The organism is Planobispora longispora, from assembly GCF_016863135.1.
GTDB lineage: Bacteria > Actinomycetota > Actinomycetes > Streptosporangiales > Streptosporangiaceae > Planobispora > Planobispora longispora.
The window spans coordinates 14741-34599 of record NZ_BOOH01000067.1 but is presented as its reverse complement, the minus strand read 5'-3'; the positions used below and the strand labels follow the sequence as shown (position 1 = coordinate 34599).

Annotated in this window: 18 protein-coding genes; 4 read left to right on the top strand and 14 right to left on the bottom strand. The window is 73.6% G+C overall.

Annotation, left to right across the window (positions count from 1 at the left end; translation table 11 throughout):
- Positions 1-252 precede the first annotated feature (252 nt).
- The 10 genes from Plo01_RS36845 to Plo01_RS36800 all read right to left on the bottom strand — a co-directional run bounded on the left by Plo01_RS36845 (position 253) and on the right by Plo01_RS36800 (position 9985).
- The gene (locus tag Plo01_RS36845) at positions 253-645 is read right to left on the bottom strand and encodes a hypothetical protein (protein WP_203895417.1); all 393 of its coding nucleotides are present in this window, start codon (positions 643-645) and stop codon (positions 253-255) included.
- Positions 646-760: 115 nt separating this feature from the next.
- Positions 761-1684, bottom strand: coding sequence for a type II secretion system F family protein (locus tag Plo01_RS36840; RefSeq protein WP_203895416.1), 924 nt, complete (start codon positions 1682-1684; stop codon positions 761-763).
- 4 nt (positions 1685-1688) lie between these two features.
- Complete coding sequence (locus Plo01_RS41180; protein WP_203895415.1) at positions 1689-3911, bottom strand: type II secretion system F family protein; 2223 nt, start codon at positions 3909-3911, stop codon at positions 1689-1691.
- Entirely contained in the window at positions 3908-5290 is a 1383-nt protein-coding gene (locus Plo01_RS36830) for a TadA family conjugal transfer-associated ATPase (RefSeq protein ID WP_239317809.1), read from the bottom strand. Before Plo01_RS36830 ends, Plo01_RS41180 begins: the two co-directional genes overlap by 4 nt.
- 36 nt (positions 5291-5326) lie before the next feature.
- Positions 5327-6559, bottom strand: a complete 1233-nt coding sequence (locus Plo01_RS36825; RefSeq protein ID WP_203895414.1) for a CpaE/TadZ family protein — start codon at positions 6557-6559, stop codon at positions 5327-5329.
- Between the two features lie 74 nt (positions 6560-6633).
- Positions 6634-7413, bottom strand: a complete 780-nt coding sequence (gene cpaB, locus Plo01_RS36820; RefSeq protein ID WP_203895413.1) for a Flp pilus assembly protein CpaB — start codon at positions 7411-7413, stop codon at positions 6634-6636.
- Positions 7414-7433: 20 nt separating this feature from the next.
- A complete protein-coding gene (locus Plo01_RS36815) occupies positions 7434-8582 on the bottom strand; it encodes a pilus assembly protein TadG-related protein (RefSeq protein WP_203895412.1) in 1149 nt (382 codons plus the stop codon).
- On the bottom strand, positions 8570-8929 hold the full coding sequence (locus tag Plo01_RS36810; protein WP_275415454.1) for a TadE/TadG family type IV pilus assembly protein: 360 nt from the start codon (positions 8927-8929) through the stop codon (positions 8570-8572). Before Plo01_RS36810 ends, Plo01_RS36815 begins: the two co-directional genes overlap by 13 nt.
- 157 nt (positions 8930-9086) lie before the next feature.
- A complete protein-coding gene (locus Plo01_RS36805; RefSeq protein WP_203895410.1) occupies positions 9087-9269 on the bottom strand; it encodes a Flp family type IVb pilin in 183 nt (60 codons plus the stop codon).
- A gap of 341 nt (positions 9270-9610) precedes the next feature.
- Positions 9611-9985 carry a response regulator transcription factor gene (locus Plo01_RS36800; protein WP_203895409.1) on the bottom strand — a complete coding sequence of 125 codons (375 nt, stop codon included), beginning with the start codon at positions 9983-9985 and terminating at the stop codon, positions 9611-9613.
- A 175-nt stretch (positions 9986-10160) separates the two neighbouring features.
- Here Plo01_RS36800 and Plo01_RS36795 point away from each other — a divergent pair, with 175 nt between their 5' ends.
- Both Plo01_RS36795 and Plo01_RS36790 read left to right on the top strand, forming a co-directional pair.
- Positions 10161-12032, top strand: a complete 1872-nt coding sequence (locus Plo01_RS36795; protein WP_203895408.1) for a sensor histidine kinase — start codon at positions 10161-10163, stop codon at positions 12030-12032.
- Between the two features lie 196 nt (positions 12033-12228).
- Positions 12229-12471: a DUF7455 domain-containing protein gene (locus tag Plo01_RS36790; protein ID WP_203895407.1), complete on the top strand. Its 243-nt coding sequence runs from the start codon at positions 12229-12231 to the stop codon at positions 12469-12471.
- 62 nt (positions 12472-12533) lie between these two features.
- Here Plo01_RS36790 and Plo01_RS36785 read toward each other — a convergent pair whose 3' ends face one another.
- Entirely contained in the window at positions 12534-14693 is a 2160-nt protein-coding gene (locus Plo01_RS36785; protein ID WP_203895406.1) for a sensor histidine kinase, read from the bottom strand.
- Between the two features lie 145 nt (positions 14694-14838).
- Here Plo01_RS36785 and Plo01_RS36780 point away from each other — a divergent pair, with 145 nt between their 5' ends.
- Entirely contained in the window at positions 14839-16107 is a 1269-nt protein-coding gene (locus Plo01_RS36780) for an EAL and HDOD domain-containing protein (RefSeq protein WP_203895405.1), read from the top strand.
- 209 nt (positions 16108-16316) lie between these two features.
- Here Plo01_RS36780 and Plo01_RS36775 read toward each other — a convergent pair whose 3' ends face one another.
- Together Plo01_RS36775 and Plo01_RS36770 are read right to left on the bottom strand one after the other, a co-directional pair.
- Positions 16317-17588 carry a coiled-coil domain-containing protein gene (locus Plo01_RS36775; protein ID WP_203895404.1) on the bottom strand — a complete coding sequence of 424 codons (1272 nt, stop codon included), beginning with the start codon at positions 17586-17588 and terminating at the stop codon, positions 16317-16319.
- 302 nt (positions 17589-17890) lie between these two features.
- Positions 17891-18301, bottom strand: a complete 411-nt coding sequence (locus Plo01_RS36770) for a nuclear transport factor 2 family protein (protein ID WP_203895403.1) — start codon at positions 18299-18301, stop codon at positions 17891-17893.
- A gap of 76 nt (positions 18302-18377) precedes the next feature.
- On the opposite strand from Plo01_RS36770, the gene Plo01_RS36765 reads away from it, so the two are divergent.
- Positions 18378-18890 (top strand): TetR/AcrR family transcriptional regulator, encoded by a 513-nt coding sequence (locus Plo01_RS36765; protein WP_239317807.1) that lies wholly within the window; start codon positions 18378-18380, stop codon positions 18888-18890.
- Between the two features lie 239 nt (positions 18891-19129).
- Here Plo01_RS36765 and Plo01_RS36760 read toward each other — a convergent pair whose 3' ends face one another.
- Positions 19130-19729: a hypothetical protein gene (locus Plo01_RS36760; RefSeq protein WP_203895401.1), complete on the bottom strand. Its 600-nt coding sequence runs from the start codon at positions 19727-19729 to the stop codon at positions 19130-19132.
- Positions 19730-19859: the final 130 nt, after the last annotated feature.

The following is a 19859-nucleotide window of genomic DNA, read 5'->3' as shown; positions in this document are numbered from 1 at the left end:
AATTCGCCTTCGCGGACTACCGTACGGCTGGAGCCGCGTTGTGCCTTTCGCCGAGAGGCGACATGCACACCGCCCCACAGACGCCGATGACCCCGCCGGGATCCCTCCCGGCGGGGTCATCGGCGTTTTCCCGGCGTCCCCGGCCCCGCCGCCGCTCACCGCCGTACGGCGGCCCGGCAGGCCGGCGAGGACCGGGCAGGCATAGGGCGGGAGACGGTCTTCCGCCGTGCGGGTCGCGGCTCGGGCGCGTGCTCAGTCTGCCTCCTCCATGTCCTGTGCGGCCTGTCGATCGGCGGCCGCCATTTCACGATGGTGCGCCGCGTGCAGCCGATTCTCATCCGGCGCACCGAAGCCCTCGGCCTCCAGGCGTTCATAAAGCCAAGCCGCCCTGTCATGGGCGAGGGCGGCGGAGCAATAGGCCTGCCGGCACCGCGACGCGGCTCGGCGGGCGCGCGGTACGGCCTGCTCCGCCCACTGCTCGGCCGACAAGGCCAGGTCGCGTGCATCGGGCGAGGGGGTGAACGCCTTCTCGCCGTACGAGGCCAGATCGATGAGCCGTTGCTTGATCTGGGCGACCCGCAAGCCGGCCTCCCACGCCCGCGTGCGTGCCTCATCGGCGCGTGTCATGTAGCCGTCGTAGTCCATAGTTCGAGCATGCGCCCGGCGGGGACGGCAGGCCAGCCCTCTCCAGGGTGTCCGGCGGCGCCGTCGCCCGGCGGACGCCCGGCCGCATCCGGCGCCGGGCTCACCTGCCGGCCGCTCAGGTGCCGAGCAGTTCCACGATGCGCAGGGCGCCGGGGCCGATGATGATGACGAACAGGGCGGGGAACAGGCAGAACAGCAGCGGGAAGAGGATCTTGATGGGGACCTTCTGGGCCGCCTCCTCCGCGCGCTGGCGGCGGCGCAGCCGCATCTCCCTGGCCTGCTCGCGCAGCACGTTGGCGATCGGGATGCCCAGCTCGCTGGCCTGCACCACCGACGAGGCGAACCCGCGCAGCTCCATCACGGTGGTGCGCTCCGACATGGCGCGCAGCGCGTCGGTGCGGGGCTTGCCGAGCTGCATCTCGCGCAGCATCCGGGCGAACTCCGCCGCCATCGGGCCCTCGGCGTTGACGCGCACCTGCGCCACGGCGGCGTCGAAGCCCAGTCCGGCCTCCACGCTGACGGTCAGCATGTCGAGGATGTCGGGAAGCGTCCTGGCGATCTCCTGCTGGCGGCGCACGCCCAGGTTGTAGACCAGCAGGTCCGGCAGGAAGAACCCGGCCGCCGCGCCCAGCACGGGGCCCAGGAGCGTCAGCGCGCCGCCCAGGCCGGAGCCGTACAGCAGGCCGATGAAACCGCCCGCCAGCAGGCCCAGCCCCTTGGCCTGCATGACCCGCTCGACCGGCCACTTCGGCGGGTTGCCCGCGTAGGTGAGCGAGCGGTTCATCCGGGCGACCATGCCGGCGGGGGTGAGCCTGCGCGCCAGCGTGCCGAACCGGCCGGCCAGCGGGCGCAGCACCCGGTCGGTGAACGGCTCCTGCGGCGCCTGGGGGGCGGGGCCCGCGCCGTACACCCGCTCGATCGACTCCAGCCGTCCCGGATCCACCCGCCGTCCGGTACGGCCCATCGCCAGCACCCGCACCAGCAGCGCGCCGGCGGCCGACAGCGCCGTCAGCCCGCCCATCAGCAGCAGCAGTCGCATCGGCTCAGACCTCCACCTTGATCAGGCGGCTCATCCAGAAGGCCCCGGCGGCGACCAGGAACACCGCGGCGACCAGCATGGCGATGCCCGGCGGTTCGGTGTAGAGGGGGCGCACGTACTCGCCGCGGATGAGGAACATCCAGCCGCCGATGCCGACGGGCAGCGCGATCAGCACGTACGCCGACAGGCGGCCCTCGGCGGTCAGGGCGCGCACGTGGCGGCGGAGACGGGCGCGCTCGCGCATGGTGTCCACCGCGGTCGCCATGATCTCGGCCAGGTTGCCGCCCACCTCCCGCTGGATGCGGATGGCCATCACCAGCCAGGACAGGTCCCGGCAGGCGGTGCGCTCGGCCGCCTTCTCCAGGGCGTCCTCCAGGTCCACGCCGATCCTGGTCTCGGCCAGGGCCCGGCCGAACTCGGTGCTGACCGGCTCGGCCGACTCCCGTACCAGCGCCGCCAGCGCCTGCCCCAGGGAGAACCCGGACCGCAGCGAGCCGACGACCAGCTGCAGCGCGTCCGGCAGCTGCTCGGCGAAGCGGCGCGAGCGCTGGGCGGCGCGGTGGCGCCGGTAGAAGGCGCAGGCCGCCCAGGCCGGGCCGGGGCCGAGCAGGAGCCCGGCGACGGGCGAGAGCAGCAGGCCGAGCAGGACCGTCGCGCCGAATGCGGCCCCCAGCCGCAGCAGCGTCCACTCGTGCGGCAGCAGTTTCATCCCGGCCTGCTCCAGCTCGATGGTGAGGCGCTCGTGCCGGCCCCGGGCGCGCACCACCTTCTCGGTGAGCGCGAGCGCCGCGCCCGGCACGTTGAGGACCCCCGCCCCCGTGCCGCCCGCGGGCGCGGTCCGGCCCAGCGTGAACCGCTCCAGCTGGGCCAGCCGCCCGCCCTCCAGGCCCCGGCGGGGCCGGGTCAGCGCCGCGGCCGCCAGCGCCAGGGAGGCCAGCAGCGCGCCGCCGCCCGCCGGGTACAGCCAGTCCGGCGGGCCGGCGACCGTGGCGGCGGGCGGGGGCGCGGCGGGGCCGTCCGCGTGCGGCGGGGCCGCGAAGGTCACTGAGACGGTCGTGCTCGCCGCCCAGGTCCCGCCGGCGGCCGCCGGCGGGTCGCCCGCCGTCCCCGGAGGGGTCGCCGTCGGGTCGATCACCGGTGCCGGGGTCGTCGCCGTGGGGTCGGGCGCCGGTGCGGGGGTTCCCGCCGGGCCGCCCGGGCGGGCCTCGACCGTCAGGCGCGCGCTCTGCCCGGCCAGCTCCCCCGGCACCCGCACGGTGACCAGCACCGGCGGGGAGAACGCGGCGGCGGCCGACAGGAACGCCGAGGCCAGCTCCTCTCCCCGGGAGGCGCGGCGGACCTTCCCCCCGCCGGCGGAGGCGATGCGGCCCAGCGCGGCGACGTCGACCCGGTCGCCGAACGCCACCACCTCGACGACCGCCCCGTCCCGGCTCAGCCGCCTGGTCAGCGCCTCCAGGCCGGTCTGCGAGGAGGTGTCGGAGCCGTCGGACAACACCAGCAGCCGCCGGTCCCCCGCCTTCTCCCGGGCCGACAGCGCGTGCGCCTCGGCGACCGCGTCGTACAGGGCGGTGGCGCCCGCCGCCCGCAGGCCGCGCACCGCCGCGGTGAAGGCCGCCCGGTCGGCGGTGGGCGGCAGCACGGTCTCGGCCCGGTCGCCGATCCTGACCAGGCCGATCCGCACGTCGGCGGGGACGGCGCGGGCGTAGCGCAGCGCGGCGTCCTGGGCCTGGGCCAGCGGCGGGCCGGCCATCGAGAGGCTGGCGTCGAAGACGATCACCACGGATCTGGCGGGGGCCTGCGCGGCGTTCCCCTTCCCGTCCTTCGCGCCGCCCGCGGCGGGCTCCACGGCGACGGGCAGCGGCGTGTCCCCGGCGCGCACGGTGATCCGCGCCGTCTCCAGGGACGCGCCCGCCGGCAGGTCCCGCGCGGTCAGGTAGAACTGCGCCCGGCCGGGGGTGGTCCGCACGGCGCTCGCCGCCAGCGACGGCTCGCCGTCGGCCCGCGCCGCCGGCGCCGCGACCAGGACCACGGCCGGCACGAGGACGGCGGCCAGCACGGCCCGGACCACGGCCGGCACGAGGACGAGGGCGAGGACGGCGGCCGGCACGGCCCGGACCGCGGCGAGCGGCCCGGCGGCGGCCCGGACCGGCGCCGGGGCCCCGGCGGGGGCGGCCCGGCGCTCGGCGGCGGGCCGTACCGGAACGGGCACGGACCTCGCCGGGCTCACCACGCGCCCCCGAAAACGCCCGGCGGGACGGTGACGCCCGCCTTCGCGATCTCGTCGAGGAACCGCGGCCGCAGCCCGGTCGGCACCAGCGTGCCCCGGTAGCGGCCGTTCTCGTCCATGCCCGCCCGGTAGTCGAACACGAAGATGTCCTGGAGGGTGACCACCTCGCCCTCCATGCCGGTCACCTCGGTGACGTGGGTGATCCGGCGCACGCCGTCCTTCATCCGGGTCACCTGCACGATCACGTCGATGGCGGAGGCGATCTGCTCCCGGATGGCCCGCGCGGGCAGGTCCACCCCGGCCATCAGCACCATCGTCTCCAGGCGCGCCAGCGTGTCGCGCGGGGTGTTGGCGTGCACGGTGGTCAGCGAGCCGTCGTGGCCGGTGTTCATGGCCTGGAGCATGTCGAGGGCCGCGCCGTCGCGGACCTCGCCGACGACGATGCGGTCCGGGCGCATCCGCAGCGCGTTGCGGACCAGGTCCCGGATGGTGACCTCGCCCCGGCCCTCGGTGTTGGCCGGGCGCGACTCCAGGCGCAGCACGTGCCTCTGGCGCAGCTGCAGCTCGGCGGCGTCCTCGATGGTGACGATGCGCTCGCCGGAGGGCACGAAACTCGACAGCACGTTGAGCGTGGTGGTCTTGCCGGAACCGGTGCCGCCGCTGATCACCATGTCGAGGCGGCCCCGCACGCACGCCTCCAGCACGTCGGCCACCGGCCGGGTGAACGTGCCGAAGGAGATCAGGTCGTCGACGGTGTAGGGGTCCTTGGAGAACTTGCGGATGGTCAGCATGGCGCCGTCCAGCGCGATGGGGCTGACCACGGCGTTGACCCGGCTGCCGTCGGGCAGGCGGGCGTCGACCATCGGGCTGGCCTCGTCGACGTGCCGGCCGACCCGCGAGACGATGCGGTCGATGACGCGCCGCAGGTGGGCGTCGTCGGCGAAGCGCGTCTCGACCTCCTGGATGCGCCCGCTCCGCTCCACGAAGATCAGGTTCGGGCCGTTGACCATGATCTCGCTGACGTCGGGGTCGCGCAGCAGGGGCTCCAGCGGGCCGTGACCGAGGATGTCGTCGGCGACCTCGTCGGCGATGCGGGCCCGGTCGGCGGCCGTCAGCGGCGTCTCCTCGCCCGCCAGCACCTCGCCGATGGTCTCGCGCACCCGCCGCCGCAGGTCGTCGTCGCCGCCCACGTCGGCGTACATCTGCGGGCCGAGCACGTCCAGCAGCGCCTGGTGCACCCGGCGGCGCACCTCGGCCAGCGGATCGACGGCCCGGACCGGCGCGGCCGCACCGGCCCCGTCGGGGCCCGGCGCCCGCTCGGCGGCGTCCTGCGGCACGGCGTCCACGCGCCGCCGGGCGATGCGGTCGTTGAGTCCCATCAGTCCCTCTCCCGATCGTCGCGTCCCACCGGCCGCTCAGCCCCTCACCCTGCGCAGGAACCCGCGCCGGCCCCGCTCGCGCCGGGGCCGCTCGGACGCCGCCGCGTCCAGGTGGCGGGCGGCGAGGTCGGCGATGGCCCGGCTGACCGCGTGGGCGGGGTCGGCGGCCGCCAGCGGCACGCCCCGGTTCAGCGAGATCGGCACATCGGCGCTGGAGGGGATGTGCGCGTGCGGCGGCACCCGCAGCACCCGCTCGACGTCCTGCGGGGTCAGCCCGACCGGCGAGCCGGAACGGTTGAGCGTCACGATCCGCCGGTCGGCGGGGTGGCCGAGCAGGTCGAGCGTCTCCAGCGCGATGCGGGTGTTCTTCAGCGTCAGCACGTCGGGCGCGGCCAGCACCAGGAAGTGGTCGGTGACGTCGAGCGCGGCCAGCGCCGGGTCGGAGAAGTGCGGCGGCGTGTCCACGACGACGTAGTCGAACATGTTCCGGGCCAGGCGCAGCACCTCCCCGACCAGCGGGCCGCCGATCTGCTCGCCGTCGGTCGGCCGGACCGGCGCCAGCAGCGTGTCCAGGCCCGGCCGGTACGGCGTCAGCAGCGAGCGCAGCCCCGTCTCGTCGAGCCGGTCGGCCATCGTGATGGCGTCGGCGAGGCCGCGCTCGGGGGTGAGCTGCAGCGCGATGGCCACGTCGCCGAACTCCACATCCAGGTCCACCAGCAGGACCCGGCGCCGGCCGCCGTCGGCCAGCGTCACCGCCAGGTTGGTGGCGACGGTGGTCTTGCCGCAGCCGCCCTTGGTGGCCAGGACCGTGACGATCCTGCCGGGATGTCCGGGGGTGCGGCCGCCCGGGGCGGGGTGCTCGCCGTGGGGGGCGGGCGCGCCGTGCGGGCCGTACGGCGAGGCGCTCAGCCGCCGGGACACCTCCAGCGAGCGCCCGCACGCCTCCAGCACGGCGTGCGGGTCCCCCGGGTCGGCGACCTCCCTGATGCCGGCCCGCAGCGCCTCCCGCAGCAGGCCGGCGCCCGCGTCGGAGTTCAGCAGCACGACGCCGGTCTCGGGCCGGCGCAGCCGCTGCTCGGCGGCGAAGGCCACGGCCTCGGCGGGCGCGGCCCCGGGGCCGAAGACCACGAGCGGCTCGGCGGGGTCGGCGGTCAGGAGCGCGCCGAGCTCGGCGGGGTCGGCGGCGATCCGGACCGCGTGGCCCGCCTGCCCCAGGAGCGCGGCGAGCTCCGCGGCCGTCGCGGGCCACGGCTCGTAGATGACAGTCATATCGCCTCCTTCCGGACGTCAGGTCTTTCTGCCGCGGCGCCGCCGTCCCTCGCGGCGCCGCGCTCTCCCGCCGGTCAGCGGAACAGCGAGTGGTTGTCGACGCCGGGACCGGGGGCGACGTCGGCGGTGTCGGTGAGCAGGCCGAGGTAGAGGGTGCCGGTCTGGGCCCCGTGCACCAGCCGTTCGGCCTCGGCCTGGTTGACGGCCACGGTGACCAGCACGGTCCGCTCCTTCTCCTGCTCCTGCTCGGCGGCGTCGGCCCCCTCGGCGGGCACGGCGCGGCGCGGCCCGACGGCGAGCACCTGCACGCGCGGGAGCAGCACCCGGGTGGCCTTGTTGGTGTCGGCGCCCTCGGCCAGCCGGTCGCCCGCGGGCACGCCGTCGCGGCCTTCGAGCACGTTGAAGGTGTCGAAGACGACGACCTGCGTGTCGGGCCGGACGTATCCGGCGACCTCGGCGGCGACGGTCATCTCCACCGTGATCGCCAGCTTGCCCTCGGGGATCGTCAGTCCCCCGGTGGCCCGCTCCGGCGCGGCGAACATGCCGCGCAGCAGCAGCTGGCGCGGCTGGAGCCCGGAGGTGAGCACCAGCTTGTCGGTGGCGGCGTCCAGGGCGCCCAGGGCGTCGGCCGGGACGCTCTCGGCGGGCATGCGCACCAGCTCGGTGAGCTCGCCGGAGCGCACCCGCTCCCCGGTGGTCCCGGCCGGGATGCGGTCCTTGGCCACCAGCACGCTGACGGCCTTCTTGCCCTCCAGCGCGCGCGATTCGGCGCCGGAGACGTAGACCAGCACCGCGGCGGCCCCGCCCAGGCCCAGCACGAGCGCGGCCAGGAGCGTGAGCATGCGCGATTTCACGCCTTTCGTCCTCCCTCCGACTATCCGATCAGCGTCACGATGGCGGCGCCCAGGTCGGGACCGCCGATCGTGCCCCTCGCCGGGATGAGGGCGCGGGTGAAGTAGCCGTAGACGCACTTGTCGGAGCCCTTGCAGTGGCTCACCCCGGTCAGCCTCGACGGCTCGGAGGCGCCGGGCAGGGCGTAGCCGGTGATGACGAACGGGGCGAAGCCCTCGATCGTGTACCGGGTGTTCTGACCGGTCCCCGCGACCTCCCGGAAGATCGGCAGGTAGGTGAGCGTCCGCCTGTCGCGGGCGTCCTCCAGGACCTCCTCGCACTCCCTGGACGGCGACACGCCCGGGTCGCCGCCGTAGGTGCCGTCGGCCTCGACGAGCACCGAGCAGGTGTCGTCCAGGTCGTCCAGCCACCCGAACCCGCCCGGGTTGTCGCCGCCCGAGCCGCGGGTCGTGCACGTCCTCGCCGTGGTGGTGTGCAGGTAGAGCACGGACTCGGAGGCCCCGGTCACGACGGCGGGCGGCGCGGGCGCGAACACCGTCCCGCCGGCGGTGGCCTCACGCCACTCGCACAGCGAGACGGTCAGGCCCAGGCCGCGGGCCCGCAGCGGCGGGCCCCAGGCGGCGCGGGCGCAGGCCCGCACCTCGGCTCCGGCGTAGCCGTCGCGGCCGAGCAGCGTCGCGGCCAGGATCGGCGGCAGCAGCGTCTCTCCTCCGGGTTGCCGGGACAGGGTCCGCGTCTCCACGTACACGGCGGTGTCGGGCGCGTCGCCGAGGCAGGAGGCCAGGTTGCCGGGCGCGGGCGGGCAGGCGGGCAGGGCCCCGTTGCCGGTCCGGCCGCACACGGTCTCCACCCCCGACGTGCCGTCCTTGGCGTTGGCGTCGGCGTAGCGCTGCGCCGTGGCGGTGGGCGCCGTGCCGCACCAGCCCCCGTCACGGGCGCACTGCTCGGCGACGGCGACGGCGGCCGCGTCGGCGCCGCTCTGCAGTTCCTCGCGTTCGGCGTAGAGCTGGCCGACGTCGACCGCCAGGGCGCCCATGCCCAGCAGCACCCCGCCGGTGATCAGCACGCAGACCAGGACGGCGATGCCGCCCTCGTCGCCGCCGCGCCAGGCCGAGCGCAGGCGTCCGGGCAGGAGCGCGGAGCGCAGGGCCGGGAGGTTCAGCCGAGGCACGGCATGACCCCCCTGCCGGTCAGGGTGATGGGCCCGTCCAGGCCGCCGCCGAACAGCGCGGCCAGTCCGGTCACCGGAGTGATGAACTCGAAGGAGTGCCTGACCTCGACGACAGCGTCGGCGCCGGGGTCAGGAGTGATGGGGCAGGCGGTGACCGTGGTGGACAGGGGCGACAGCCCGTAGGCGGCCGACTCCACGCGGGGTCCGGCCAGGTGGCCGAGCGCGACGGCCCGGGCGCCCTCCCGCGCCGCCTCGGTGAGCGTGACCTGCGCGTTGAACATGCGCCCGAAGTCGATGATCGCGAAGAGGAGGAAGAGGATCACGGGGAGCATGAGCGCCGTCTCCACGGAGGCGGCGCCCCGCTCTCCGGCGCGCGCCGTGCGCCGGGGTCCCGCGGGCCGGGCGACGCGGCCCGCCGCTGGGGCGGGCCGGCCGGGGAGCCCGGGCCGCGTGACCGTCCTGGTACGGCCCGGCTGCGCGCGAAGGCCCAGCCGGGGCACGCGATCAGCCGATCTGGTCGAGGACTTCGGTGAACTGCACGTCGAGGGCCTGACCGAGCAGGATCACGGTGCCGACGATGACCGCCGCGATGAGCGCGACCATGAGGCCGTACTCCACGGCCGTGGCGCCGCGGTCACGGTCGTCACCACTCATCAGGGCCAGGAGCTTGAGGTAAAGACCGGTCATGGGGCACTCCTCCGTGAGTCGCGGACCATCCACGGCGTCCCGCCGAGGTGGCTTTACGTGATGTGTTGAACACGTTACGTCGCGATCGGTTGCGGGAGTGGGTGCGGAAAGGGTGCAAAATCGGTGCACATCGCTCCACGTCGTTAAGTGCGCACACTCCGCCATATCTCGCTGAGAGCGAACAGCCGCCGACGGCCGCGTCCGCGAGGATCGCCGCGGAGATCACTGGAGGGCGGCGCGCCGCCGGAGGCGGAGACCGGCACGCCCCTCCCGGTGACCTCCGTGTGCCCGCACGGCACGGCCCGGAGTGCGGGGACGCCCGCCGAGCCGCGAACGCGAGGTCAGGGACGGGCGCGGGACAGGAGCGCCTCGACGCGCACCGCGAGCTCGCGCGGGCTGAACGGCTTGACCATGTAGTCGTCCGCGCCGGCCCGGAATCCCTCCTCCACGTCGCCTTCCTGGGCCTTCGACGTCAGCATCAGCACCACCACGCCCTCCATCCCGGGCATCTCGCGCAGCCTGCGGCAGACCTCCGGCCCCGACAGGCCCGGCATCATCCAGTCCAGGATCACGATGTCGGGCCGGTTCGCCTCCAGCTCGGTCAGGGCCTCCATCCCGTCGCCGGCGGTGCGTACATCGTGGCCCGCCTGTTCCAGCCGGAACACGGTCAGATCCCGGATGTCGAGATCGTCTTCGACGATCAGAACACTGCTCATGGTCACCCCGTGACGTCTCTCCCCGAAAGCCCCTTTGACCAGCGTTCATACCCGGTTCCTCCGTTCTAGGCCTCAACCGCGGCGGAACCGCCTGCAACCGTTCCGCTCCTCAAGTCACCACCCCCCGTCCCGATGGGATGGCGGAATCTACCCAGAAGCAGACAAGGGAGTGGGGATGAGCGCGCGCAGCGAGGCGGTCGCGGATGCCGCCTACTTCCGCGTCCCCCGGCGCATCGGCCGCACCGGCGGAGTGATCCTGGCAGGCCTCGTGCTGGTCCTCGGGATGATCGTGACCACGGTGGCGGCCGGGGCGCTGGCCGGCGCGCAGCGCCAGCAGGCCGACGACCGCATGGACCGCTACATGGAGGTCGCGCGCGCCGTGGTCGCCGGTGAGGCCTACCGGCGCGTCGAGCTGCTCGGCCAGCTCGCGTCCTCGGCGGGCGCCCAGACGGACCTGACCGCGAACGACTTCAACGCCCTGACCCACCGGCTCGCCTACCGGGGACTGGCCGGAATCAGCGAGGTGGGACTCGTGGTCCCCGCCGATGACAGTCAGGTGCGGAAACTGGCGGCCTTCTGGCGGAGCAAGGGCTCGACGCTGAACGTGCGGACCGCGCCGGGCGACGACCACCGGATCGTCGTGCTGAGCCGCCCCCTGGACGGGCTCTCCAGCGCCCTGGGCTCGGACCTGGCGGCCGCCGCCGAACCCGTCGAGGCCATGGACGTCGCCCGCCGCACCGGGCAGGTCACCGCCAGCCAGGTCTACGTGCTGCTGCGGGACCGCCCGCTGCCCCCCTCGCGGCGGCAGCCGTCGTTCGTGCTGGCGGCCCCCGTCTACGGCGCGGGCGACGTCCCCGACGCCGGGCTGCTGCGCGGCTGGCTGCTGATGGGCGTGCGCGGCGTCGACTTCGTCGACGGCACCCTGAAGCAGATCGCCCGGGGCGTCATCAACGCGAAGCTCACCGACGTGTCCGTACCCGGGCAGGAGCGGCAGCTGGCTGCGCTGCGGGACGGCGAGCCGATCGGCGACACCGGCCTCTACCGCGAGACGCCGATCGACGTCGGCGGCCGCCAGTGGAAGCTGGAACTCCAGCCGACCGCGGGCTTCCTCACCACCGGCGACACCTACACCTACCAAGTGATCATGAGCAGCGGGGCGGTCGCGAGCCTCCTGCTGGCCGGGCTGGTCCTGGTCCTGGTCACCTCGCGAGACCGCGCGCTGGCGCGGGTGGAGCAGGCCACCTCGGCGCTCCAGGCCGACATCGCCCACCGGCAGCAGGTGGAGACCCACCTGCGGGAGCGGGAGGCCGAACTGGAGCGCTTCGCCGCGGTCGCGGCCCACGACCTGAAATCCCCGCTCACCGTGATCATGGGCTACTGCGAGCTCGTGGAGGACCGGGTCGCCGAGAGGGTCGACTCTCAGGTGACCGGCTGGCTGAAGCGGGTCCGGACCGGCACGCGCAGGATGCAGCACCTCATCGACGACCTGCTCGCCTACGCCGCCGCCGGGGACGGGACCCTCGACCTGGAGGAAGTCGACCTCGACACGCTCGTCTCCGACATCGTCATGGAGCGGACCACCCACCTGGAGGACGAGCGGCCCAACATCGAGTTCGGCCGGCTGCCGGCGGTCGTGGCCGACCCGGCCCGGATCCGGCAGGTCCTGGACAACCTCATCGGCAACGCGGTCAAGTACGTCCGGCACGGCACCGTCGCCCAGGTCGACGTCAGCGCCGAGCGGGACCAGGACGTGTGGCGGATCGCCGTCGCCGACCGCGGCATCGGGATCTCCGCCGACCAGCGCGAGAACGTCTTCGCCGCCTTCAGCAGGGCGCGCGGCAGCGAGGGGTACCCCGGCACGGGTCTCGGGCTCGCCATCTGCCGCCGGATCGTCAACCACCACGGGGGAGAGATCCGCGTCGAGGAGAACCCCGGCGGCGGCTCCCGCTTCATCTTCACCCTGCCGGTCACGCCGGAGCCGTCCGGCCAGGACCCGGCCGCCGGGCGGGACGGCCTGGCCGCCGCAACCGGCCGGCACCCCGGCTGATCCTCTATCGCCACGCGGGTCGCGCCAAATAGACACAGGTGACCGACCTCACAGGTGCCGGATCCGCTCAGGCGCGGTCGCTCGCGAGGGCGGCGCAGGTCATCGGAGGCATACCTCCTCAGCTGCCGGATCCACCGGCCGATGGTGTGACGACCGACCGTAAAGACCGTAAACGAACGACACGGGGGTGGAAGTGATGATGATCACCAAGGAGAGGATCCTGCAGCACGAGCCGCTGAAGATCGCCGACCGTTGCGATCAGTGTGGTGCGCAGGCATTCGTCCGTGTCGCCTTCGGCCCGGAGCGTGATCTTCTGTTCTGCGGTCATCACTACAACCGGCACGAGCCGGTCCTGATGACCCAGTACTCCCACGTCACCGTGACCGACGAGCGGCACCGCATCAACCAGAAGCCGAGCGTGTCCGCCAACGCCGACTGAGCGGAGCCCTCGCCTCCGCGTCTGAGCCCGTACCGGTTCCCGGCGCGACGGCCCGGGGCCGGTCAGCCGGGCGCGGGGACGGTGAAGAAGAAGCGGGACCCGCCGCCCGGATTGTCCTCGACGCCGATCTCTCCCCCGTGGCGCTCGACTATGCGCTTGCAGATGGCGAGACCGAGACCGCTTCCGGTGTAGCCCTGCTTCACATGGGCGCGGTGGAAGTTCTCGAAGATCGCGCCGTGCTGTCCCGGGGGGATGCCGATGCCGCGGTCGGCGACCTCCACGCGGATCCACCCCGGGCTCGCGGGTGCGGCGGTGATGGCGATGTCCGGCGTGCTGCCGGGCGCGGTGTACTTGACGGCGTTGCTGATCAGGTTGTCCATCAGCTGGCGCAGCAGCGCCGGATCGGCCCGCACCTCGGGCAGGTCCCCCAGGTGGAAGAGGGGCGTGCGGGTCCCCTCCCGGCCCGCCGGGAGGTCCGCGCGCGCGGAGACGATGTCCCGCACCACGTCCTCGAGACAGACCGTGTCGACTTTGATGGCCGCGTCCCGCGCGGTGGTGTAGGCGAGCAGGTCCTGGATCAGGTTCCGCATGCGGACGCTGGCCCGCTGGATCCGGGCGATGATGTCCTTCGTGCTGCCCGGCCCCTCTTCTCCGGGCCGCTCCTCGACGGTCTCGGCGAGGATGTCGACCCAGCCCTCGATGGTGGTCAGGGGATTGCGCAGGTCGTGGGCGACCACGCCGGCGAACGCGGCCAGCTCGTCGCGGTGCCGCCGCTCGGCGGTGACGTCGTGCAGGACGACGATCACCTCGTCCTCCACCGAGGGCATGGGGATCGCGGTGACGTTGAGCGTGCGGCCCTCGGGGACGCCGGGATTGCGCACCACCACGTCCACGCCGCTGACCACATGGCCGGTCAGGGCCCGCAGGTGCGGCATCTCGTCGTCACGCAGGGGCCTGCCGTCGGGATGGAACAGGCCGTAGTGCTCGCTGGCGGCGATCCTGTCGGTGGGGCTGCTCATCCCGCCGAGCAGGCGGTGGGTGGCGGGGTTGCGCAGGAGGAAGCGCCCGCCGGCGTCCATCACGGCCAGCCCGTCGTGCATCGTGTCGACGATCGTGGTCAGGAGCCCGGCCTGGGCGGAGGCCGACTCCTCGGCCGCGGTGAGCTGCCGCAGGAGCGCCTCGCGCTCGTCCCGGCTGAGCGCGAGGGTGAGGCCGACGAGGGTGACCAGGCCCACGAAGACCTGCGCCACCATGGCCCGGGCCGGGGCCGACTCGATCGAGGCGAAGGGGCCGTGGCCGTTCAGGGTGAACAGGATGCCGGCCGTGCCGACGGCCAGGTCGTGCAGGACCACGAAGGTGGTGTTGAACCGGAGCCCCGCCCAGACCGTCACGGCCAGCAGCGGGAACGCCAGCGGAAGGCCGTGGTTGATGGCGAAGGCCACGATGTAGGCGGCGGCGGAGGCCGTGACCAGCGCGGCGCATTCCAGCGCCCGCCACATGGCGAGCCCGCGCAGCATGCCCCAGGAGGCTCGCAGGGCGGAGGCGACGTCGCCGTAGGAGCTGAAGAAGCGGCCCAGGCGCAGGCCGACCGCGCCGATCAGCACGACGCTCACGGTGTTGCGGATCAGCCACACCGCGGTGGACGTCCACGACCACTGGTCGGTGAAGACCCACACCGCCGTGGGCCCGACGGCCGTGCCGCACAGCGTGCTGATCCCCGCGACCAGCAGCAGCCTCCAGACATGCTGGACCCGGTTGAACCGTCCCCAGCTCTCGGCCTCCCATAAATCCGGACATAGCCATTTAAAAAGCCGCAGGAAAACGGCCACCTGAACCAGGTTGGCGATCACGAAGCAGATCGCCAGCCCTGAGGAGGCGCCGGTCATCGCGTTGACGGCAAACGTGATCACCGAGAACGCCACCGCGTCCAGCCACTGCGACCGTTCGTGGCGCTGCGCCATGAACCACAGCACCGCCACACCGGCGGAGGGCCACACCAGGCTCAGGCTCGACCCCTCGATCACGGTCATCCGCCCGGCGAACGTCGCGACGAGGAACAAGGCGGCGAAGCCGGCCGTACGGCGCAGTCCGGACGCCGTGGGCACCAGCGGACCGCCCGCCGCCACCATCAGCGGACCGCCCGCCGCGTCGCGGGACCGCCGGGGTCTGCGCAGCCCGGATCGGCCCCCGCCGTCGCGGAAGGCGGCTCGCCGGGCACGCACAAGGTCACCGGGGACTCATCCCCCGAAGGGGAGCCCGGTTAACGGTGACCACGGCCCCGCTGACCAGGATTTCCGGAGTATTGCCGATACCGTTCTGCGTGGCCGGACAGGAGTGAAAACCAGTTCAATTCAGGAGATTTCTCACATGGAGCCCTCGCCAGTCGATGAAGGGAGCATGTACTCCGCCGACAGGCCCGTCGACTGCGGCTGGCACCGCATCCACATCGGTCGTCAGCCGATTCATGACGACACCGGTGCCCTGGTGGCCTACGAGCTCCTCTTCCGCTCCCACGCGCATGCCGCGGGGGCGAGCGCGCGCGGCGCCGAGGCGACCAGCCAGGTGATCGTCAATGCGTTCAGCGAGTTCGGCCTGGAACGGCTGACAGGCTCGCGCCTGTGCTTCATCAACCTGACGCGGGAGTTCCTCGTCGGCGAACTGCCGCTGCCGTTCGACTCCGGCTCGGTGGTCCTGGAAGTCCTGGAGAGCGTCAGCATCGACGACCAGGTGATCTCCGGCGTGCGGAAACTCGCCGAGCAGGGATTCGCCATCGCGCTGGACGACTTCGTCCTCGGCAACGAGCACGAGCGCCTGCTCGACGTGGCCTCCTACGTCAAGCTCGAGGTCTCCGGCGTGCACCCCGAGCTCCTGCGCACCCGCGTGGCGGTCTGCAGGGCCTACAAGGGACTGCGCCTGGTGGCCGAGCGGCTGGAGACGCCCGAAGACCTGAAGTTCGCCCGCGAGCTGGGCTTCGACCTGTTCCAGGGTTACCTGCTGGGCAAGCCCCGGGTGCTGTCGCTCGACACTCTGGAGCCCAGCCGGCTGCGCCACCTCGCGCTGATCAGCAAGCTCGCCGACGAGCAGACCGACCTGGAGGAGGTCGTGAGGATCGTCACCTCCGACCCCGCCCTGTCCTACCGCATCCTGCGCGCCGCGAACTCCGCGGCGGTCGGCCTGTGGCAGCGGATCTCCTCGGTGAACGACGCGATCATGATCATGGGCACCGAGCGCCTGCGGCACTGGGTCACCCTGATGCTCCTCAGCGACGTGGTCGGCACCGACGGCGACGTCGAAGCCGACCGCATGTCCCACATCCTCACGCGGGCGCGGCTGTGCCAGCTGCTCTCCAAGCCCCTGGGCCTGCCCAGCGACAAGGCGTTCACCGTGGGCCTGCTGAGCGGCGTGGCCGACCTGCTGGGCGTGGCCCCGGCAGAGCTGATCTCCCACCTGGCGCTCAGCCAGGACGTGTCGGACGCGGTCATCGACGAGTACGGCCCGCTGGGCTCGGTCGTCACCACCGCCAAGGCGTACGAGTCGGGGAACCTGCCCGAGGAGAAGAACACGCAGCCCGACCGGCTGGCGCACGCCTACTTGAGCGCCGTCGACTGGTCGATGAACATCATCACGAGCGTCTGACCCCCGCCGTCACCGCGAGCCCCCGGCCATCATCAGCGTCCGGACGCCCAGGCGTCCGGACGTTCTGATCACCGACCCCTCTCAGGGGCCTTACTCCTCCCGGCTGTCCAAGCTCAGGGGCCTTGCTCCTCCCGGCTGTCCGGGTTCGGAGGTCGTGGTCCTCCCGGCCGTCCCGACTCAGGAGCCTTGGCCCTCCCGGCCGTCCCGACTCAGGAGCCTTGGCCCTCCCGGCCGTCCGGGCCCTTCCTGGCGGGGGCGAGGGCGGTCAGGGCGGTCATCAGCTCGTCCATGCGGGCGTCCCGGGCTCCGGCCGCCTCCAGCGCGGCCTGCAGCTCCCGGACCCGCTCCTCGGCGCCCTGCCGTACGGCATGCGCCCGCTCAGTCTCGGTGTGCGCCCGGGCCACCTCCTGCCGGGCCCGGTCCGCGACGGCCTCGGCGTCCGCGCGGACCCGGTCGAGGGCGGCCCTCGCGGCCTCGGCGTCCGCGCGGGCCAGGTCCCGGGCGGTCTCCGCGGTCTCGGCGCGCTCGCGCAGGTGCTCGGCCTGTTCGCGGGCCATGCGGGCCCGCTCCTCGGCGAGACCGGCCTGTTGCCGGGCCCCCTGCGCCTGCTCGCGCAGCACCGTCCCCTCGGCGGCCGCCTCGGCCACGGCCCGCTCGGCGGCGGCCAGCCGCCCGCTCTGCCGGGCGTGGGCGGCCCGCAGCTCCTCCAGCGCCTGCCGTACGGCGCGCAGCTCGGCGGCCGTCTCCTCGCGAGCGGTCTCGGCCGCGTTCCTGGCGTCCTCCGCCACGCGCCGCGCCGCCTGGGCGGCCTCTCCGGCGGCCTCGGCCTGGCCCCGCGCCCGCTCGTGCGCGACCGCCTCCTGCCAGGCCTCGCGCCGCGCCTCCTCGGCCTCGGCCCGGACCCGGGCGGCCAGCCGTTCGGCCTGCTCGCGGGCCTGCCGGTCGTCCCGGGCGGCGTTCAGAGCCTCCCTGCGGCGTCTTTCGGCGGTCTCCGCCCGCTGCTCGGCGGCCTCCGCCTCGGCGCGGGCCTGCGCGGCCTCGGCCTCCGCCGCGGCGATCCGCGCCAGGGCGCCGCTCTCGGCCGTCTCCAGGCGTTCGAGGAGCCGGGTGAGCAGACCGCTCAGCTCGCCCGCGGCGGGCAGCAGGCGGTCGGCCAGCGAGGCGGCCTCGGCCAGCGGTTCGGAGACGGCGGCGGCCTGCTGCGCGCGGCGGGCCCGGGAGGCGGCGTCGGCGCAGGCCTTCCTGCAGTAGAGGCGGGGCCGCCCGCCCTTGCGCCTGCCCTCTTCGTCCAGGGGTTCGGACGGCAGCGGCTCCCCGCAGTGCACGCACGCGGCCGTCTCCCGCCCCGCGGCCTCTCCCCCGAATCCCTCTCCTCCTGTGCCCTCTCCCGTGAACCTCTCTTCTCCTGCGGCGCTCCCTCCGCTCGTGCCCGCCGGGCGGGCGGCATCGGATTCGTCCTGCTGGCGAGGGTCCTCGATCATGGAGGCACCCTACAGCAAAAGCTTTCGCGTCACGCCTAAACGAATCGCGTGTCAGAAAAACGCATATTCATCTCCCCTCTGAGTTTCGATAACACCTGGTTAACGCAACTCAGAAATCGCAGGGGAAGAAGACTTCCGGCGGGTGCCCTCGTCCTGTCTCACCGGGCTTGAGGCGGTCTCATCGATCATGAGGCGTTCAGCTGCCCGTCCCACCCGGCTGGGGCCGCGGTCCGGGATCCGGATGCGGCGGCTGCGCTCGCCGCGGTCATCACGGTCATCGCGGTCGTGTGCGGCGGTGGCGCTCAGGACGCCGCGGTCTGCAGCGCCCAGGCGATCGCGAGCGGGTTCTGATACTCCCGCCAGCGGGAGATCCGTCCCTCGCGGACGGTCAGCACGCCGACGAACGGGGCCGCGGCGGACACTCCCGTCTCGGCCATCGTCGCGGCCAGCTCGTACTCCACGACGATGGTGCCGGGGTCGGCGGTGTCGTGCACGGCCAGCGCGCGGCAGTCGTCGAAGCGGAACGGCAGGTCGGCGTGCCCGGCGCGGATGAACGCCAGCACCGCGTCCCGGCCCTCGATCCGGCTGGGCCGCCCGGGCGCGGCGAACGGCATCTCCAGGATGACGTCTCCGGCGAGCGAGTCGTCGTCGAAGACGGTCTCGTTGGCGATCCAGTTCTGACGCATGCGCTCGAAGACCTCGCGTGGGGTCATTCCTGCCTCCAAGATAAGATGAGTGACGACTCGACTTACGATAATGAGTCGAGACTCATTTTCCAAGGGGGTAGGAGTGCGGGCGGACGCGCAACGCAACCGGGAACGCATCCTCGACGCGGCCGAGGAGGTGTTCGCCCACCACGGCGCCTCGGCGTCCACCGAGGAGGTGGCCCGGCTGGCCGGCGTGGCGATCGGCACGGTCTTCCGGCACTTCCCGACCAAGGACGACCTGCTGGCGGCGATCCTGAAACGCCTGCTGGCGCGGCTGGCGGAGGACGCGGCCACGCTCGGCGGGGCGGACGGCCTGCACGTCTTCTTCCGCCGGCTGGTCGAGCAGGCGGCGGCCAAGCGCACGGTGGTCGACCTGGCCGGTGTCAGCGTCCCGGCGGCGTTGAGCCAGCTGGGCGAGGCCGTGGGCGAGCTGCTGGGCCAGGCGCAGGCCGCCGGCACGGTACGCGGTGACGTCCGCCGGCCCGAGGTGATGGCGCTGCTGGTGAGCCTCTGCCAGGGCGCCCTGCAAGGCGGCTGGGACGCGAAGCTGCAGGAACGGACACTCGCCGTCGTCTTCGCCGGCCTGGCCGCGTAGACGTCGTCGGCCTCCTCCATCTTGAGCCACACCTGCGCGAACGCCTCGTAGGTCACGCGCCCCAGCAGGAGGGCGTCGCACGAGGAGAACGCGGCGCCGCCGTACGCCGAGTGCTCCTCGTCCCAGTACGGCGAGCCCACCTCTCCGGCGAGCTGATGACTCCGTCCAGCGACACGAACGTGGACTCGATGAGCTTGCGTACGGCCCTTCTCCCTTCAACCCGGCGACGCGGCGGCGGGTCAGGACTGGGCCGAGTCCTGAGCGGCGTCGCCGGTGTCCTTGGCTCCGCGGGGGCCGCCGCCGAGCAGGCCCGCCTTCTGGGCCTTGAGGACGGCGTCGGCCTCGGCCTGGGTGATGGTGCCGGCGGTGACGGCGGTCTTGAGCCGCTCGCTCAGGGCGGCCTCGGCCTCGGCGGCGCGCTGCCCGCGCAGAGCGTCCATGGCGGCGGTGAGCTTGTCGGCGGTCACGCCGAGCTTGGCGGCGAGGGCCTCGTTCCACGCCTCGCGGTCGGCCGGCTGCTCGCTCTTGTCGGTCCGATCGGCGCCGGCCTCCTCGCGGAGCTCCTCCATCGCCGTGGTGATCTTGTCCTCGTCGATGCCGAGGATCTCGGCGAGCCCGGCGGCCATCCGGCCGTGGCCGCCGCGCGGGCCGCGCTCGCCGGTCCCGGACGCGGCGCCGCCCGTGTCGGCGGTCGTGTCGGCGGTCGTGCCGCCGGAGCTCGCCGAGGACGACGCGGAGGGAGTGGGCTCCGCGGCCCAGGCCGCCACGGGGGTGACGACGCCGCCGGCGACGGCGGCGCTGAGAGCGGCGATGACGGCCAGACGCTTGGTGCGGTTCACGGTGCTCCTCGTTTTCGGTTCGGCTTGCTTTCTCACCTCGATGTTCGGCGAGCCGTATGAATGACCGATGGCGGTCTTCTGATAATTCGATGAGGAAGCGGCCGCGACGGCGGGACCGTCCGGGCGGGAG

Bases quoted from the DNA above. Each gene is read 5' to 3' on its own strand.
- Plo01_RS36845 (WP_203895417.1), bottom strand. From the start codon at position 645: ATGGACTACGACGGCTACATGACACGCGCCGATGAGGCACGCACGCGG.
- Plo01_RS36840 (WP_203895416.1), bottom strand. From the start codon at position 1,684: ATGCGACTGCTGCTGCTGATGGGCGGGCTGACGGCGCTGTCGGCCGCC.
- Plo01_RS36830 (WP_239317809.1), bottom strand. From the start codon at position 5,290: ATGGGACTCAACGACCGCATCGCCCGGCGGCGCGTGGACGCCGTGCCG.
- Plo01_RS36825 (WP_203895414.1), bottom strand. From the start codon at position 6,559: ATGACTGTCATCTACGAGCCGTGGCCCGCGACGGCCGCGGAGCTCGCC.
- Plo01_RS36805 (WP_203895410.1), bottom strand. From the start codon at position 9,269: ATGACCGGTCTTTACCTCAAGCTCCTGGCCCTGATGAGTGGTGACGAC.
- Plo01_RS36800 (WP_203895409.1), bottom strand. From the start codon at position 9,985: ATGAGCAGTGTTCTGATCGTCGAAGACGATCTCGACATCCGGGATCTG.
- Plo01_RS36795 (WP_203895408.1), top strand. From the start codon at position 10,161: ATGAGCGCGCGCAGCGAGGCGGTCGCGGATGCCGCCTACTTCCGCGTC.
- Plo01_RS36790 (WP_203895407.1), top strand. From the start codon at position 12,229: ATGATGATCACCAAGGAGAGGATCCTGCAGCACGAGCCGCTGAAGATC.
- Plo01_RS36780 (WP_203895405.1), top strand. From the start codon at position 14,839: ATGGAGCCCTCGCCAGTCGATGAAGGGAGCATGTACTCCGCCGACAGG.
- Plo01_RS36775 (WP_203895404.1), bottom strand. From the start codon at position 17,588: ATGATCGAGGACCCTCGCCAGCAGGACGAATCCGATGCCGCCCGCCCG.
- Plo01_RS36770 (WP_203895403.1), bottom strand. From the start codon at position 18,301: ATGACCCCACGCGAGGTCTTCGAGCGCATGCGTCAGAACTGGATCGCC.